The sequence below is a fragment of the Cohnella phaseoli genome, from assembly GCF_003386235.1.
Lineage (GTDB): Bacteria > Bacillota > Bacilli > Paenibacillales > Paenibacillaceae > Cohnella > Cohnella phaseoli.
Window position 1 is genome coordinate 1 of record NZ_QRDZ01000037.1, and the last position, 15,564, is coordinate 15,564.

Genomic DNA, 15,564 nt, shown 5'->3' on the forward strand with positions numbered 1-15,564 from the left:
CGAGGAGAATCAGCGCGTCATACTACGTTAGGCAAAGATAAATGAATATCCAATTTTGTGGAAAATCGCGTCTCCTGTTCCTGCTCTGATTTTTTGCCTTACTGGGAAGAAAATCAAATGGAAAAATATGAAATCAAATCACAATATTGGATTAAGCCTCACCCTTCGACTATTATGTCAGGTTTGATGCATGACTAGTGACATTTTTGGCCTCCGCTCGCCGGCCCCGTGCCGGCCAAGGCACATTTTTGGTCTCCGCTCACCGGCGCCGTGCCGGCCAAGGCACATTTTTGGTCTCCACTCACCGGCCCCGTGCCCGCCGAGGCACATTTTTGGCCCCCCCACACCCCAGGAGAACATGCGCTTTTTCTTGAGCGATCATCTTATACGACCCTACTTATGAGATGGCCTCTTGTTTTTTTGCGCTCAAATCCATTTGCAATAGTTGCATAGCTTCCTCATAATTTGGTAAAGGTAGATTAGTAGAAAGATTCCCTATTCCTTATGGCAGGAGCTTGTGTCGATGCTGGATTTTTACTTGTTTCCGATTTCCTATGCGTTCTATACGTTTCCGATCGCGGCGGCGCTGTTCACGCTGCCTTTTCTGATCGTGCAATACCGGCGACACGGGTACATCCATAAATACAGAGCGTTGATTCTGTATTTGTTTTTGCTGTATCTGATGAACGCCTTTTACCTGATTATTCTGCCCCTTCCCGAATCGATCCACAACTCCCCGCCGAAGGCGGAATCGTACGCGCAGTGGATTCCGTTCCATTTTGTCACGGATATTGTCAGGGAAACCGCGGTGAGGCTGGCCAGTCCCAGCACCTATATTCATCTGCTGAAGGAGAGAGCCTTCCTACAGGTCGTATTCAACGTGCTGCTGACGGTTCCGTTCGGGATGTTCATGAGGCATTATTTTCGCACGCGCTGGGCGGTCTGTCTGCTGTGTACGTTAGGGCTGTCGCTGTTTTTCGAAATTACTCAGGTTACCGGAATTTACGGGATCTACGATTATCCGTATCGGTTGTTCGACGTGGACGACTTAATGATGAACGCGCTGGGGGGAATGATCGGCTTCGTGTTTGCCGAGTGGCTCGGCAGGTGGCTGCCTCGGATCGACAAGCTGGACGAGCATACGAACCTGTCCCAGAAACGGGTCTCCTACACACAGAGGGGGATCGCCTTCCTGTTCGATTGGGCCATTCTGCTTCCGCCCTTTGCCGTGCTGTCCGTTGTGCACGTGCCCTATTCCTACGTTCTAATTGTCGTCGCGTACTTTATTGTGCTTCCTTATATGACCAACGGGTTGACGGCGGGCAAGTGGCTGGTGAGGATTCGGCTGAAGGGTCAAGGGGAACGGATCTCCTTGCGGGAGCTGACAGCGAGGTACGGACTCCTCTACTTATTGGCGGGAGGGGCCAACGTCGCGTTTATTCGGTCGGGCGTACATGCGATATCGCCGATCCTCATGATGCTGTTCGCGCTAGTTCTGTTCATTTTCAACCTGGCGATTGCCATTCACTTCTTGCGCTGCCTCTTCAATCGGAACCGCCGATTGATATATGAGGAGAAGAGCGGCACATACCATATCATAACGGCCAAAAGCGAGCAGGCCCGGACAACCCCCTAATGAGGCGTCCGAGCCGCGGAAGGTTTTATTCCTTCACCGAGCCCATCACGATTCCATGGATAAAAAAGCGCTGGAGGAACGGGTAGACGATCAAAATCGGCAGCGATGCCAAGATGATCTGCGCCGAGATCGCGGACCGGTTCGTCAGCGAAGCCATGACCGAATTCTGGTCGGCGTTCACCAGATTGCGGGAAGCAAGCACGACGTGCAAATAAGTTTGCAGCGGATAGTTCGACGTCTGATTCATGTAGATCAGCCCGTCGAACCAGGAGTTCCAGTGGCCGACCACGCTGAACAGAGTAACGGTCGCGATGACAGGCAGCGACAGCGGCACGTAGATCCGCGTCATGATCGCCCATTGCGACGCTCCGTCGACGAGACAGGCTTCCTCAAGCTCTTTGGGCAGCTGCCGCATGAAGTTGATCATCAGAATGACGTTGAACACGGGAACGGCCCCGGGAAGAACAAGCGCCCAGATCGTATCGATAAGATGCAGCTCGTTGATTACCATGTACGCCGGAATGAGTCCGCCGCTGAACAGCATCGTGAAGACAAGCGCCCAGATGTAGATGCTGCGGCTTCGGAAGTAGCTGCTTTCCTTGGATAGCGGGTAAGCCATCATAACGGTCAGCAGAAAATTGATCAAGCCGCCCAGCAGCACCCGCGTCGTCGACACGCCGAATGCGTCCCAAAATTTATCCAACCGCAAAATGCTGACATACGAGTTGAAGTTGAATTCGATCGGGAGCAGTCCGACGATGTATTGATTGGCCGGCCCCTCCCCGCTCAAGGAGACCATGGCGATGTGCCAGATCGGAACGAGACAGAGCAGAGACACGGCGGCCAGCAAGACGTAATTCAAGAGGTCGAAAGCCTGGAAGCGGTGCAGGCGTATTCTCATATAGCGTCGCTCCGTCCTTTAGAAAATGCGGTAATTCGCATAGCGATAAGCCAGCCGATACGAGGTGACGATCAGCGCGAACCCGATTATCGATTTCATCAGTCCGATAGCCGTGGCCAGCCCGTATTGCGCCTGAATGAGGCCCATGCGATAAATATAAGTGTCGATAATGTCCGCAGTGCCGATGACCATCGGATTGTACAGGTTGAAAATCTGGTCGAAACCGGCATTGAGCACGTTGCCGAGGCTTAAGGTAGACATCAGTACGACGACGGGCAGGATGCCGGGCAGCGTAATGTAGACAACCCGCTGCCAGCGGCTCGCTCCATCGATTGAGGCCGCCTCGTACAGCGCGGGATTAATTCCCGTCAAAGCCGCCAAATAAACAATTGTCGAGAAGCCGAATTCCTTCCAGACGTCGGTAACGATCAGCATGACTCTGAACCATGTTTCATCTCCGAAGAAGAAGATCGGGTCGAGGCCAAGCGAGGCCGCGATCTGATTAAATACACCTCCGTTAATGGAGAGGACGTCGATCAGAATGCCGCCGAGAATGACCCAGGATAGAAAATGGGGCAAATAGACGAGGCTTTGCACCGTGCGTTTGAACCACACGATGCGGGCCTCGTTAAGCAGCAGCGCGAATGAGATCGGGACGACCAGTCCGGCTACGATTTTCATCAGAGAAATTTCAACCGTATTGCGTACGGTTTGCATCGTATCCGGAAGCTCGAACAGGAAGCGTACATGCTCCAGTCCGACCCATTCCGATTTGAAGAAGCCTTGCATCGGATTAAATTCCTGGAAAGCGATAACGATGCCGATCATCGGCAGATAGGCGAACAAGAGCAGAATCAGCATGCCCGGCGCCAGCAGCAGATGGAAGAATGTCCGGTCTTTCCTCGTAATTTTCATGTTTCCGTACCTCCGCCAGAGAGGCGCGGAGCTTGCCTGTCAGACGAAGCTCCGCGCTTTGACCCTGTTACTTGGATGCCGCCCAGGCGTTGACTTCCTCCGTGATGTTCTCACCGCCAAGCTGGTTCCACTGCTTGACGAACTTATCGAATTCGTCGACACCCGCATTGCCCATAATAATCTTCGTGAACGTCTCCGACTCGATCTTGTTCAGGTTGGCTAGCCGCTTGACCATCGTGTCCGTCGGCGCTCCGAGGAACGCTTGATGGACGTAATTTTCTCCGTATTGCTCCAGCACCGATTCGGATTCGGACAAGTACTTCATGAACGCCCAGCCGTTCGGCTCGTTGTTCTTATAAGCTTCCCACTTCCATTGTCCGTCCGGATGAGTAACGAGCGAGCCATCGTCCTTTTCCATGGCCGCTTTGAACTGTTTGCCGATGACCATGTTTTTGCCAGGATCGTCGAAGAAGTAAGGCTTGGCGTATTGGTGAATTTCCTTGCCTTTGTATTTCTCGCTGCCTTGAATTTCTTTGTAGAACAGATCGTTATACTTGCCGCCTTCAATCCACATTTCCGCCCATAAATTCATCGATTTAACGAGTGCTTCCGGGTGTTCCATATCCTTGCGGGCGACCATCCAGTTGTAGACGTTTGTCGCTCGCTTCGGCACGACGGTGCCGTCCGCTCCGACAGGAATCGGGTAAGCCTTCCAATCGGAATCCGGCGTATGAGTCATCGTCGTAGATAGCGGATACAGCGGCTGCCAGAAAGCTCCGAAGTAGATGCCGCCCTTGCCCGCGCCGATATCGTCGGCCGTCTTGCCCCAATCCTTGGCTCCGAATTCGGGATCGATCGCTTTCGTCTTATACAGCTCCTGCAGCTTGGCTAGAGCGTCCTTCATCTCCGGCTGAACGCTGCCATAGGCCAGCTTGCCGGAGCTATCCTTGATCCAGAGACCCTTGTATGCCTTGAAGGCGGCCGATATGCCGTCGAAGCCCATGCCCAGCGCATTATCCAGCGCAATGCCGTACGTGTCCGGTTTGCCGTTGCCATCGGGATCCTGCTGAGCGAAGGCGGTAGCGACATTCACCAGCTCGTCGATCGTCTTCGGCGCCTGAAGCTTCAGCTTATCCAGCCAGTCTTGACGAATGTACATGATCGCTACGTTCTCGTAATAGTCGACCGGGACGGGCATTCCGAAGATTTTGCCGTTCAGGCTCGCAGCCTCGAAGCCTTCACCTCCGCCGTATTCCATCGCTTTGCGCAGCAGAGGGGAAGCGTACTTCTCGTAAACCTCGGTCAGGTCGGCCAATTGATCCTGCTTGATCATGCGGTGCAGCTGGTTCAGATCGACCTTGGAGATGTCGGGAAGATTGTTGGTGTTGATGGACAGGTTCATCTTCTCGACGGTCTGGGAAGCGTCGGACACCCACTTGTTCACGAACTGAATGCCGAGGATATCTTTGTAGGTGCGAGTCATGATGTTGTCGTTGATGCTCTCGCCGTCCGCGAACAGCACGTTCGTGCCCGTCGAGCTGACGACCGACACCTCGATCGGAGGATCGTATTTGCCGAACGGATCCTCATTCGTTTGTTGCGATTGCTCCGCGCTTGGGGAAGCGCTTCCGGTTTGCGCCGCCGCGGACGGCTCTGTGGACGCACCGTTCTCCTTCTGCGAGCATGCGGTCGAGAATACGAGCAGGAATGCCAGAGATGCCGTTGCCATGCCGCGAATCTTTTGTCCTTTCATACCGTTACCTCCATTGTGTTTTGTGGAATGGTTGTGACCCCGTCTAACGGAAAGATGACCGTAAACACGTCGATGTGTTTATGGTCATCATTATAGAAGGCGGGGAGTCTATTCTTTTAAGGAGTTGAAGTATACTTTCCAAAGGTCGTTCTCAGCGTGCTCTGAGCAACGCCCGGTCCATCGCCGCAAGAATTGCGTCGGCGTCTCCCTTGCCCGCAAGCCAGTCCTGAAGTCCGGTACACAGCGCTTCCGCGACGCCCACCGGCCAAGCCTGGTTGCTGAACGGAACGGACCGTCCGTTGCGCATGAGCGACGTATATTCGGCGAACTCGGCTATGCCTAATTCTTCTCCCGCAAACATCGGAAACACGCGGTATTGCCGCTTGAACTCCTCGTACAGGGGAGTAGAAGGATCAAACTGGTAAGCCAGCGCGTCCAGCGTCTCCGGCAGATTGCGGGTATTTTTGCTGATGACCGTTCCTCCGGCGGGCCCTACGGATAGGAACAAAGGCTCTCCCGGAGCGTTGCCCGGTAAGGGCATGAAGTCTCGTTCGAATGAGGAGCGGTCCGATACGGTTAAGCTGTCGTAATCCCAATTGCCTCCAAAGACGATGGCCGCGCGCCCGTCGTTAAACCAAGCAGCCGCTTGCGCCGCCCCGGTCTCCAAGGAATCGGGAGCGATATAGCCTTGGTCGTACAGCAGCTTGTACATGTGCAGTACGTCGCGCCATTTCGATCCGGCGAATGTTGCTGTACCTTCCAGAAGACGTTTGTCGAAGTCGGGATCCTCGGGATAGACCACCGACGCCGCCAGCGGGTACAGTCCGAATTGCAGGAACCACCAGTCTTTACCCGGCATGACGATCGGCGTTACTCCTTCGCGTTTCAGTGTTTCGCACAGCTCAAGAAATCCGTTCCAGTCCTGCGGCCATTCTCGGTAGCCATGCTGTTCTAGCATGTCCTTGTTGTACCAGGCTCCCATCATGCTGAAGCCTTTGGGGAGACCGTATACCCGGCCGTTCACGGTAAACCCTTCGAGAGCTTCGGGAGAGAAGGAATCTAGAATATCCATGCCGGTAAGGTCCTGCAAGTACCCGGCTCTGACAAGCTCCTCCAGCTGCCGCATCGGCCACCATTCGAAGAAATCGGGACCTTCGCCGGCGGAAAGCTGCATGAGCATGGATTTGGTATAGGCGTCTTCGGGCAGCATTTCCGTCTTGATGCGAATGTCCGGATAGCGTTCTTCAACCAAATTTGGAAACGCTTGCATGACATAGCGGTTATGATCCCTGCCGTCGGAAGCTACACCCATATGCATATATTTCAAAGTTACGGCGTCCGGCGTCGGTTGTACCGCGGCGAGGGGCCTTGCACAGCCCGAAACGACGATCAGCGCCAGAAGCAAAGGGGGACCCATCCGTCTTATTCGCTTCATCGTGTCACCTCGGCCCAGTTGAAGTATGCTACTATTATAAATAAAAACGCGATCTCGGAGAAGATGCGAATGAAGTTTGCTTGGGGACTCAAAAATCGTTTGCTCGTCGCGCTCTTGCTGTTGTCTCTGATTCCGATCGCGATCGTCGTTGTCGTGACGAACCGGAATTACGGCGCCCTCGTAGAGAATCAGGTGCGGGAAGTGTCCATGAACCTGCTGGACCGTTCCTCTTTGAGGATGACGAACCGTTTGGAGGAGATCGGCCGCGTATCCGCTTATTTGGCATACCAGCAAATGTCCGATACCGATACGATTTTGTCGTTTCTCGGCCAACATGCGGAGAACGGGAGCGTCGACACCTACGACCGGCTGAGTCATACTCGCGAGTTCAAAAAGGCGACGGAAAGCTTGCTGTTGAATCACGACTATATTGAAGGATTGTACGTTTTCGCGGAAGACGGCACGGTGTTCGCCAATACGAAGGGCTCCGAGCTAAAGCCCGACTATGTTCCCCTTTCCTCGGCGTGGTATCGGGACACGATTCGCACTCAGGGCAAGATGATCGTCGGAGAGGTTCAACAGCAGGATTTCCTGCTGTCCGGCAATCCGTCTATCGCCTTCTCGCGGGCGCTGTACGAGCCGTCGACGAACCGGAGAATCGGCGTGCTGCTTATCAATTGCAGTCTGAGCCTGTTCGACGAATTGAGCGAGGGGATGCTGGCGGAGCAGCGGATCTACTTGCTCAACGGCATCGGCAATCGGTTGTACGGCGAAGGCGAGCTGGACGAGGAATGGGCGGCGTCGGCCGTCGGCATCGGCAGCCGGGTAGATTCCAGGACCAATATGCTTGTTCTTCATAATACATTTTCGGAATACGACTGGCACATGGTCATCGCGGTTTCGCTCGATGCGGTCACCGGAGAGATTCGCGACACCTCGCGCTTTGCCTTGTGGCTGGGGATCATCTGGGCGGTTCTAGCCGTCGGTTTGTCGCTATGGATCGCGAACGCCTTCTCCAAGCCGGTGAACCGGATGGCACAGATGATGAAGCGTTATCCGACAGGTCATCTGCCCCCGAGGCAGGAGCGGTACGAACGAAGAACGGACGAAGTCGGCATTTTGTATAATCGTTATTTTACGATGCTGCAGGAGATCGATACATTAATCCGGGAAAAATATCACAATCAATTTATCGCCATGTCCTCCAAAATGAAGGCGCTTGAGGCCCAGATCAACTCGCACTTCCTGTTCAACACGCTGGCCACGATGAACAGTATCGCCGTGCTGGAGGAAGTGCACAGCCTCTCTGTCATGTCCAAGGCGCTCGGCGACATGTTCCGCTACAGCATCAAAATCAACCGCGATCTGGTTGCGCTGAGCGAGGAGCTTGGCCACGTTCACAACTATATGACGATCCAATCGTTCCGCTACGGCGATAAAATACGTCTGGAGACGGACATCCCTAAGGAACTTGAAGAGTGTAAAGTACTGAAGCTGATTCTTCAGCCGATCGTAGAGAATGCGGTGTACCACGGGATCGAGAAGAAGAAAGGTTACGGCACGGTAAGTATCCGGGCCTGGGAGCAGGAGGACGGCATTCGCGTGGAGGTGCGGGACGACGGGGTCGGCATTCCGGCGGACAGGCTGGAGGAGGTGCGGGCCATGCTTGGCCGTACGGCCGAGTTCGAGGAGCTGAATCCTGGGACGAACGACGTTCGATCCATCGGGCTGTACAATGTTCATGCGCGAATCGCGCTGTACTACGGGCCCGACTACGGGATAGAGGTAGACAGCGAGGAGCACCGGGGAACGGCCGTGCTGATCCGGCTGCCCGGGCCGGAGTCTGACGTCGGCGGGCTCCCCGCAGAGCGAAGTGGCTCATCCGATCACTTTCCGAAAGGGGCATCATAGCTATGTACAGATATGTGGTCATCGACGATGAGATGCTTATTCGCAAAGCGATCATTAAAAAAATTTCCTCCCTCGAGCTGCCGCTGGCCTGGGTCGGAGAAGCCGAGGACGGGGAGGAGGGGCTGATGCTGGTCGAGCGGGAGAAACCCGACATCGTCCTGACCGATATGCGCATGCCGGTGATGGACGGCGTTCAGTTTCTTCAAGCCGTTACCGAGAGACGCTCGGAAGCGCAGCTTATCGTCATTAGCGGCTATTCGGATTTCGAATATACCAGAGAGGCAATCGTCTCCAGCGCGGCGGGTTACATTCTGAAGCCTTTTGACGACAGCGAGCTGCGTCAGGCGTTGACGAAGGCGATCGAACGGATCGAGCAGACCCGTCTGAGCCGAAGAAACGCGACGGGCATCGAATTGGAGCTTGATCTTGTACGCTTCGCAACCTGGCTGTGCCGGAATTCCGACGACGAGACGTCTTTGCGTATAGAAGCCTATTCGTCCGAGCCCATGCGGCGTCTGCTATCGGCAGGCTCTTTCGCAGCTGCCGTCGCGCTTGGCTCTGTCACGGCTGCCGTTCGGCTGCCGGAAGGCTGTGTTCGGTTTCTCCACCCGGACATGCCTGGCACGACTGTTCTCGTCTGCTCGGACATTTCTGTCGGAAGGCAAGCGGCCTCCTCCAAGCTGTATGCCTGCTTAGCGGGTGAAGAGGGCGTCGTTGCCGCCATTAGCAGCGAGTGCTCGTCCGTCCAAGCTCTGCCCAGAGCCTATCGCGAGGCGGTGTCACTGCTGGAAAGCTTGCCTTTTGGAAGAACGGCAGGCATCCAACGAGCGGAGGCGGGTCGGGGAGATGGCGGGAAGGAAGCGGATGGGGGAGCGGAGTGGCGCTGGTCCCGTGTCGAAGATTTCCTCTATGAACTGGAGGAGGGCAACGAAGCACAGGCGCTTCGTCTTGCAGGGGAGCTGTTCGCCGAATTCCGCAGCATGGAGGTTTTTACGATGCGGCGGGTCAGGAAGATCTGCCGGACGCTATACCATCGCATCGTCGAGCACTTGGGCGAGGTTCATCGGATCACTCCGGATTCCGGTCTGGAGACGCTGTCTCAGCTGAGCTACGAGCCGGATGCCCAGGCATTGGAGAAGCACTTCCTGCAGCTCGTGCGCGACACGGTCGCCCAAGTGCCGAGCCGAACGGCCAAAGGGGCGGAGCTGGCGCAGCAGATCAAGCACTATATCGACCGCCATTCCGCCCAACAGCTGACGCTGGAGGAGGTGGCGGACCGCTTTTTTCTTCATCCGGTCTACTTGAGCGTCATGTTCAAGGAGAAGACGGGAGAGACGTTTCAGGACTACTTGCGCCGAATTCGCATGGAGCGGGCTAAGCATCTGTTGCTTACAACCAAATATCGGGTCGACCGCATTTCGGTCATGATCGGATACGAGAATACGAAGTATTTTTATAAAGTGTTTAAGAAGGAGACGGGCTTCACTCCGGCGGATTTTCGCCAGCGTCAGGTTGAGGGGTGAAGGAGGATGGTAGATAACGAAGACAACAAGAAAAAGACGTGTCCGGTATGAGTAAGGAGAGACCGCATTCCAGCGAGCGCACGATCCAGGATCTCAAAGAGGAACTCGCCATTCTAAAAAAGGCTATCGAGTGGAGAAGATGTGTGAATTATTGGATGTAACACGGTGGGTAAGCTGATGCACGAGAGCGAGCTGCGCTCGCGCCCGGCCAAAGCCCCCCCACCGTAAGCCTCAATAGCGAACGAGAAGCTCGTCCAGAAGCTCGGTCAGCTTCTCGGGGTCCATTTTGCGCGAGAGGTAGGCGTGGCGTCCGTCCGTATCCGGGAGCCAGCAGTTGGCGCCGCTCTCGGCGTCCACCTCAATCGTGCCGCGGACGATGTCCCAGTAGTCGGAGGCTCCTTCCGCAGCGTACAGCACAGCCGTCAGATCCCAGCTCTCGCGAATGCCGCCTTCGCCGCCGTACCAGGCATTGTAGCTTCTTCTCACCGGATGGTCGGCAGGGGCATCGATGTGAAGCCGGCGTCCGGTGCGGATTTCCGCTCCGATCTCGTAGCCGGTGAACGTGATCTCGGTCGGCCAGTGCTTTGTCACGTAGGCGGCTGCTTGAGGGTGCATCTCAAAATTCCACTCTTTGCCCTCGGGGAACAACCCTCCCATAATGACCAGATGCTTGGCCTTGCGCGCGACCAGCTCTCTTCCATTCAAGTCCGAATGCCGGTCGGGCTCGGATTGCAGCAAATGCATAAAGTTGACCAGCGGTCCGATCGCCACGAACACGATCGAGCCGTCTTCCGCCGCAGCGAGAAGCTCGCGCGTCAGCTCCGTCGCATCGGGGGCCATCTCCCCATGCTCGTAGCGGTTCGGATACTGCTGCGCGACGAGCTTGTTGTACTTGCCGAACACGTCGTCATCGTCGAGAAAGCCGGGCAAGCGCCGCAAAGTGCCGACCGGAATGTCTCCGCGCCCGTAATAAACATTAAGCGCATCGAGACAGCCTGCGCCCCAACGGCTGGCCGTGCAATGCGTCATGCCGACGATGCGGGCTCGACCCGACTTTTCCAACGCATGCAGTACGGCAACGGCTCCGGCATCGTCGCAATCGGGACCGATGTCGGTGTCCAGCAGAATCGGCACGGGCGTGTCCGAAGGCTGGTAAATCAGCTTTTCACTCCTGCTCATAGCGTAATCCCCCTTTGATGAGTTTCCAGAAATCTTTCCAATTCCTCGCGCGTAGGCATGGCCGACTGGGCCCCCACCTGCCGCACCGACAGCGCCCCTACGGCGTTGCCGATGCGCACCGCATCCTCGACATCCAGCCCCGAAGCCAACGCGTAGGCGAACCCGGCGTTAAAGGAATCCCCGGCTCCCGTCGTATCGACCGCCTGCACAGGGAAAGCCTCGATATGCGTCATCTCCGCTTCGCGGATCCAATAAGCGCCTTCTTCTCCGGCTTTGGCGACGATCGTCCCGACTCCTTTGCGCAGCAGGGAACCGGCGGCTTCCTTCAACTGGTAAACGTAGCGCTCCTGTCTGCCGGCATAGTAGCGGATTTCCGTTTCGTTAGGCGTCATATAATCGATATAGCGAAAAATAGCGTCCGGCAATAACGAAGCGGGAGCCGGATCGAGCACGATCGTTTTTCCGGCCTGCTTCAAGCGTTTGACTGCATAAGCGACCGTACCGATAGGAATCTCCAACTGGAACAGAAAAATATCCGAATGGACGAGCTCCTCCCACATGGCATCGATATCGGAGGGCTGCAGGAGACCGTTGGCTCCCGCCGAGACGACGATCTGATTTTCTCCCTGCCGGTCGACCCAGATCATGGCCGTTCCCGTCGCGGCTCCTTTTTCAACGCTGATTCCGCTGACGTCGACCCCGTTCATGCGCAGATGACGGATGTAATCGTGCCCATGAATGTCGTCCCCGACTTTGCCCGCCATTTTCACCCTGGCGCCCAGCCGGCCCAGAGCGATCGCTTGATTGCCTCCTTTGCCGCCGAAGAAAACGGAATAACCGTCTGCGGTCAGCGTTTCGCCAGGCTGCGGGAACCGTTCGACGGCCGCGACTATGTCCAAGTTCAAGCTTCCGATCACGCATATGGATTTCATGAGTACTGTCACGCTCTTTCTCTGTAAAATGGGCCTCTTGGCGTTCATAGCCTCATTATAGAAGAGAGCGGGTCTACTATTTTAAGGATTTCCGGTACACTTTTTGTGTCGCGCATGAAAAAAAGGAGCCTCTCGGCTCCTTGCGATTCTTCCTCATTTTCTAAGCAGCAGATAAGCGAAGTACGGCACTCCGATCAGCGACACGATGATGCCTGCGGGCAAGCCGGCAGGATCGACAAGATTGCGTCCGATCGTATCCGCTAACAACAGCAGCCACCCGCCCAGCAGGACGGCCACGGGGATAAAAAACTGGTTGCGCGGACCGACCAGCGCCTTGGCAATGTGCGGAGCCATCAAACCAATGAACGCGATGCCGCCGGTGACCGACACGGCCGCTGCGGCGGAAGCGACGGCTGCCAGCAGAAGCACGATGCGCTCTCGCTCCAGCCGCAGCCCCACGCCGATGGCCGACGAGTCGCTTAGTCCGAGCAGGTTCAGCCGAACCGACTTGAACAAAGTGAACGGGATGAGCAGCACGAGCCACGGAAGCAGCGCCCATACGAACGGCCAGTCCGTGCCCCAGATGTTGCCGGCAAGCCACTTGGCGATGAAGTCGACCTTCTGCCGGTCCGTGGAGGAGATCAGCACGATCATCATCCCGGACAGGGCCAAGGAGAAGCCGACGCCGACAAGCACGAGCCGGATCGGATCAAGACCTCGCGAGCGACTGTAGGAGAATGCGTAAATAAGAATCGCGGTAATGACCGCGGATAAGAAGGCTACCAGCGGCAGCATATAGACGAACGAACCGACGTCGATCGGGGAGTACAGGAAGAAGAGGGCGACGCCGATGCCTGCTCCCGAGTTGATCCCGATCACTCCCGGATCGGCCAGCTCGTTGCGGGTAACGCTCTGCAGAATAGAACCGGACAGCGCCAGCGCCATTCCGGCTAGCAGGGTGATCGCGACGCGCGGCATTCGAAGAGAAAATACGACGAAATGCTCCTTAAACGTTCCTTGTCCGAACAGAGTGGGGAGCAATCGGTCGAAGGATACGGATGAACGTCCGATCCCCATGCCGATAGCGGCTGTAACGGCGATGAGCGCCGCTCCGATCAGCAGAATGCGAATCAGCCTGCGGACGGGATGCGTAGAAGCGGTCATGAGAGAGCTTTGCCTCCTTTGCGTACGACGAACAAGAAGAAGGGCAAGCCCAACATCGCAACGACGGCGACCACGGGTGTCTCGTACGGGGAATTAAGCGTGCGGCCGATCGTATCGGCAAGCAGCATGAACGAAGCTCCCGCGAATACAGAAAAGGGAAGAATGTAGCGGTAGTCCGTGCCTACGAATCTGCGAACGATATGCGGGATCATAAGCCCGACGAACGCCATATTGCCGACGAGCGCGACAGAGGCGCCGGTTAGCAGGACGATCAGGACGAACATGATCGCTTTGATCTGCACGAGCTTCTGCCCGAGGCCGGTGGCGACTTCGTCGCTTAGGCTGAGCAGCGTCACTTGGTTGGACATAAACAAGGTCACGATGAGAGCGACGAGAATAACCGGAGCAATTGCCTGAAGCTGCCCCCACGTCGTGCCGACTAAACCTCCCGCCGTCCACATGGAAACGTCCTTGGATATTTTGAATAGAAGTCCAAGACCGTCCGCAATAGCGTACAAGAAGGCAGAGACCGCCGCTCCGGCCAGCACGAGGCGAATCGGGGACAGGCTGCCCCGCCGCATAGAGCCGAGCGTGATAACGAGAGCGGCCCCGAAGGCGGCTCCGATAAAACAGGCTGTCATAATTCCGAAGTAGTTCAAGCCGGGGATGAACGCAATGCCGACCGCCAGCGCGAGATAGGCGCCTGACGACAGTCCGAGCAGACCGGGATCGGCCAACGGATTGCGAGTAACTCCCTGCATAACGGCGCCGGACACGGCGAAGGCCGAGCCGACGAGAATCGCGCCGACCTCTCGGGGAATGCGGATTTCACGCAGCATGAGCGCTTTATCTCCCATATCGCGGCCGGCGATCGCATGCCACAAATCGGGATAGGTCGTATCCGCAGCGCCGAATAGCAATGAAACCGCGAAGCACAGGACAAAAAAGACGATGCTGCCCCCAAGCTTGTAGGCGAATGCGGACGTATGCGTTTTGGTCATCGGTCTCTCATCCTTTGTTTATCCCAAGAAACTCTTGATAAAGAAATCTAGCTGGAAGTCCAGCGTCAGCGGATCGTTGAAGTAAAACTCCTCGGCGTTGACCTCGAATACTCGGTTGTTCTTAACCGCCGGAATGTTCTTGTATGTCTCCGTTTCCGTGAACGACAAGTCCGAACCTGGGAACTTGCTGAAAATGATATAGTCGCCCGCGAATTCGGGCACGACCTCGGACGAGAGCGCATAATAGCCTTCTTTCAGCGCTGTGTCTTTGACCTTCTGCGGCATGGCGAGCTTCATCTCCTGGAAGAGAATTTCGGTTCCCCGTCCCCAGTTGTCGCCGTATACGTAAATTTGCTTATCGAATGCTTCGATGACCGATACTGTCGCCTCCGCTCCGATCTTCGCCTTAATGTCCTCGCCGGCTTTGGCCGCGCGGACTTTGAAGTCGTCCACCCATGCTTTGGCTTCGGCTTCTTTGTTCAGCAGCTTTCCAATTTCGAGCTGCTGCGTCAAATAGTCGACCTTGCCGTAGGTGTAAGTGACGGTAGGGGCGATTTCCTTCAGCTTGTCGACGTTCTTGATGTCCGAGAGACCGATGATCAGATCGGGCTCCAGCTCGATGATCTTCTCCAGATCCTCGTCGGTAACGGCTTCGACGTTGTTAAGCGTGGCGTCGAAGCGGGGGTTTTTCTTGGACCATTCGTCTACGCCGACAAGCGTCACGCCAAGCGACATAACGTTGCCCGCGAACGAGGACAGCACGATGACGCGCTGCGGGTTAGCGGGAACATCGATGGGGCCGTTTTCGGATTGGTAAGTAATCGTTCCCGCTTCGACAGGAGCCGAGTCGGAAGGAGAAGCGGATGCGGACTCCGACGGGGCGACGGAGGACGGCTGAGCGGAAGGGCTGGATGAACTTCCCGACTCGGCTGCTTTGCCTCCGCATGCGCTAATAACAAGCATCAAGGCTACTGCCAACGGAACGAACATTTTTTTCATCGAATGGATCTCTCCCTTTTCTATGACAAACTTCTTCGGAACATAAGGGGTATGAGCTACAACCTATTCCTGGTATAGCTCAGTCTTAAATTGAGAATGATTCTCATAATCACAAAAGACATTGTAAGACGCAGGTTATCCGATGTCAATAGGGGGGATATGGAAAATAGGCATACGGGGCTGCAGACGACGGTCATACAAAAGGCGCAGTTGGT

General features: G+C 55.8%; 12 protein-coding genes. 3 read left to right on the plus strand and 9 right to left on the minus strand.

Features of this window, described 5'->3' with window-relative positions:
- The first annotated feature begins 523 nt into the window (after nt 1–523).
- Entirely contained in the window at nt 524–1,636 is a 1,113-nt protein-coding gene (locus tag DFP98_RS32175) for a VanZ family protein (RefSeq protein ID WP_116064735.1), read from the plus strand.
- 25 nt (nt 1,637–1,661) lie between these two features.
- Here DFP98_RS32175 and DFP98_RS32180 read toward each other — a convergent pair whose 3' ends face one another.
- The 4 genes from DFP98_RS32180 to DFP98_RS32195 form a co-directional block, all read right to left on the minus strand.
- Complete coding sequence (locus DFP98_RS32180) at nt 1,662–2,537, minus strand: carbohydrate ABC transporter permease (protein ID WP_116064736.1); 876 nt, start codon at nt 2,535–2,537, stop codon at nt 1,662–1,664.
- Nucleotides 2,538–2,555: 18 nt separating this feature from the next.
- On the minus strand, nt 2,556–3,452 hold the full coding sequence (locus DFP98_RS32185) for an ABC transporter permease (RefSeq protein WP_116064737.1): 897 nt from the start codon (nt 3,450–3,452) through the stop codon (nt 2,556–2,558).
- Nucleotides 3,453–3,519: 67 nt separating this feature from the next.
- The gene (locus tag DFP98_RS32190; RefSeq protein ID WP_116064738.1) at nt 3,520–5,205 is read right to left on the minus strand and encodes an extracellular solute-binding protein; all 1,686 of its coding nucleotides are present in this window, start codon (nt 5,203–5,205) and stop codon (nt 3,520–3,522) included.
- A gap of 151 nt (nt 5,206–5,356) precedes the next feature.
- The gene (locus DFP98_RS32195; RefSeq protein WP_116064739.1) at nt 5,357–6,640 is read right to left on the minus strand and encodes an ABC transporter substrate-binding protein; all 1,284 of its coding nucleotides are present in this window, start codon (nt 6,638–6,640) and stop codon (nt 5,357–5,359) included.
- A gap of 69 nt (nt 6,641–6,709) precedes the next feature.
- Here DFP98_RS32195 and DFP98_RS32200 point away from each other — a divergent pair, with 69 nt between their 5' ends.
- Nucleotides 6,710–8,551, plus strand: a complete 1,842-nt coding sequence (locus DFP98_RS32200) for a cache domain-containing sensor histidine kinase (protein WP_181918073.1) — start codon at nt 6,710–6,712, stop codon at nt 8,549–8,551.
- 2 nt (nt 8,552–8,553) lie between these two features.
- Entirely contained in the window at nt 8,554–10,074 is a 1,521-nt protein-coding gene (locus tag DFP98_RS32205; protein WP_116064741.1) for a response regulator transcription factor, read from the plus strand.
- Nucleotides 10,075–10,305: 231 nt separating this feature from the next.
- Here DFP98_RS32205 and DFP98_RS32210 read toward each other — a convergent pair whose 3' ends face one another.
- The 5 genes from DFP98_RS32210 to DFP98_RS32230 all read right to left on the minus strand — a co-directional run bounded on the left by DFP98_RS32210 (nt 10,306) and on the right by DFP98_RS32230 (nt 15,349).
- The gene (locus DFP98_RS32210; protein WP_116064742.1) at nt 10,306–11,253 is read right to left on the minus strand and encodes a nucleoside hydrolase; all 948 of its coding nucleotides are present in this window, start codon (nt 11,251–11,253) and stop codon (nt 10,306–10,308) included.
- Nucleotides 11,250–12,185 (minus strand): ribokinase, encoded by a 936-nt coding sequence (gene rbsK / locus DFP98_RS32215; RefSeq protein WP_116064743.1) that lies wholly within the window; start codon nt 12,183–12,185, stop codon nt 11,250–11,252. The genes DFP98_RS32210 and rbsK overlap by 4 nt, the downstream gene beginning before the upstream one ends.
- A 153-nt stretch (nt 12,186–12,338) precedes the next feature.
- On the minus strand, nt 12,339–13,349 hold the full coding sequence (locus tag DFP98_RS32220) for a FecCD family ABC transporter permease (RefSeq protein WP_116064744.1): 1,011 nt from the start codon (nt 13,347–13,349) through the stop codon (nt 12,339–12,341).
- Entirely contained in the window at nt 13,346–14,350 is a 1,005-nt protein-coding gene (locus DFP98_RS32225; protein ID WP_116064745.1) for a FecCD family ABC transporter permease, read from the minus strand. The genes DFP98_RS32220 and DFP98_RS32225 overlap by 4 nt, the downstream gene beginning before the upstream one ends.
- A gap of 18 nt (nt 14,351–14,368) precedes the next feature.
- Nucleotides 14,369–15,349: an iron-hydroxamate ABC transporter substrate-binding protein gene (locus DFP98_RS32230; RefSeq protein ID WP_116064746.1), complete on the minus strand. Its 981-nt coding sequence runs from the start codon at nt 15,347–15,349 to the stop codon at nt 14,369–14,371.
- Nucleotides 15,350–15,564 lie beyond the last annotated feature (215 nt).

Coding starts and splice junctions, on each gene's coding strand:
- DFP98_RS32175 (WP_116064735.1), top strand. CDS start 524: ATGCTGGATTTTTACTTGTTTCCGATTTCCTATGCGTTCTATACGTTT.
- DFP98_RS32225 (WP_116064745.1), bottom strand. CDS start 14,350: ATGACCAAAACGCATACGTCCGCATTCGCCTACAAGCTTGGGGGCAGC.
- DFP98_RS32220 (WP_116064744.1), bottom strand. CDS start 13,349: ATGACCGCTTCTACGCATCCCGTCCGCAGGCTGATTCGCATTCTGCTG.
- DFP98_RS32210 (WP_116064742.1), bottom strand. CDS start 11,253: ATGAGCAGGAGTGAAAAGCTGATTTACCAGCCTTCGGACACGCCCGTG.
- rbsK (WP_116064743.1), bottom strand. CDS start 12,185: ATGAAATCCATATGCGTGATCGGAAGCTTGAACTTGGACATAGTCGCG.
- DFP98_RS32200 (WP_181918073.1), top strand. CDS start 6,710: ATGAAGTTTGCTTGGGGACTCAAAAATCGTTTGCTCGTCGCGCTCTTG.
- DFP98_RS32195 (WP_116064739.1), bottom strand. CDS start 6,640: ATGAAGCGAATAAGACGGATGGGTCCCCCTTTGCTTCTGGCGCTGATC.
- DFP98_RS32205 (WP_116064741.1), top strand. CDS start 8,554: ATGTACAGATATGTGGTCATCGACGATGAGATGCTTATTCGCAAAGCG.
- DFP98_RS32185 (WP_116064737.1), bottom strand. CDS start 3,452: ATGAAAATTACGAGGAAAGACCGGACATTCTTCCATCTGCTGCTGGCG.
- DFP98_RS32190 (WP_116064738.1), bottom strand. CDS start 5,205: ATGAAAGGACAAAAGATTCGCGGCATGGCAACGGCATCTCTGGCATTC.
- DFP98_RS32180 (WP_116064736.1), bottom strand. CDS start 2,537: ATGAGAATACGCCTGCACCGCTTCCAGGCTTTCGACCTCTTGAATTAC.
- DFP98_RS32230 (WP_116064746.1), bottom strand. CDS start 15,349: ATGAAAAAAATGTTCGTTCCGTTGGCAGTAGCCTTGATGCTTGTTATT.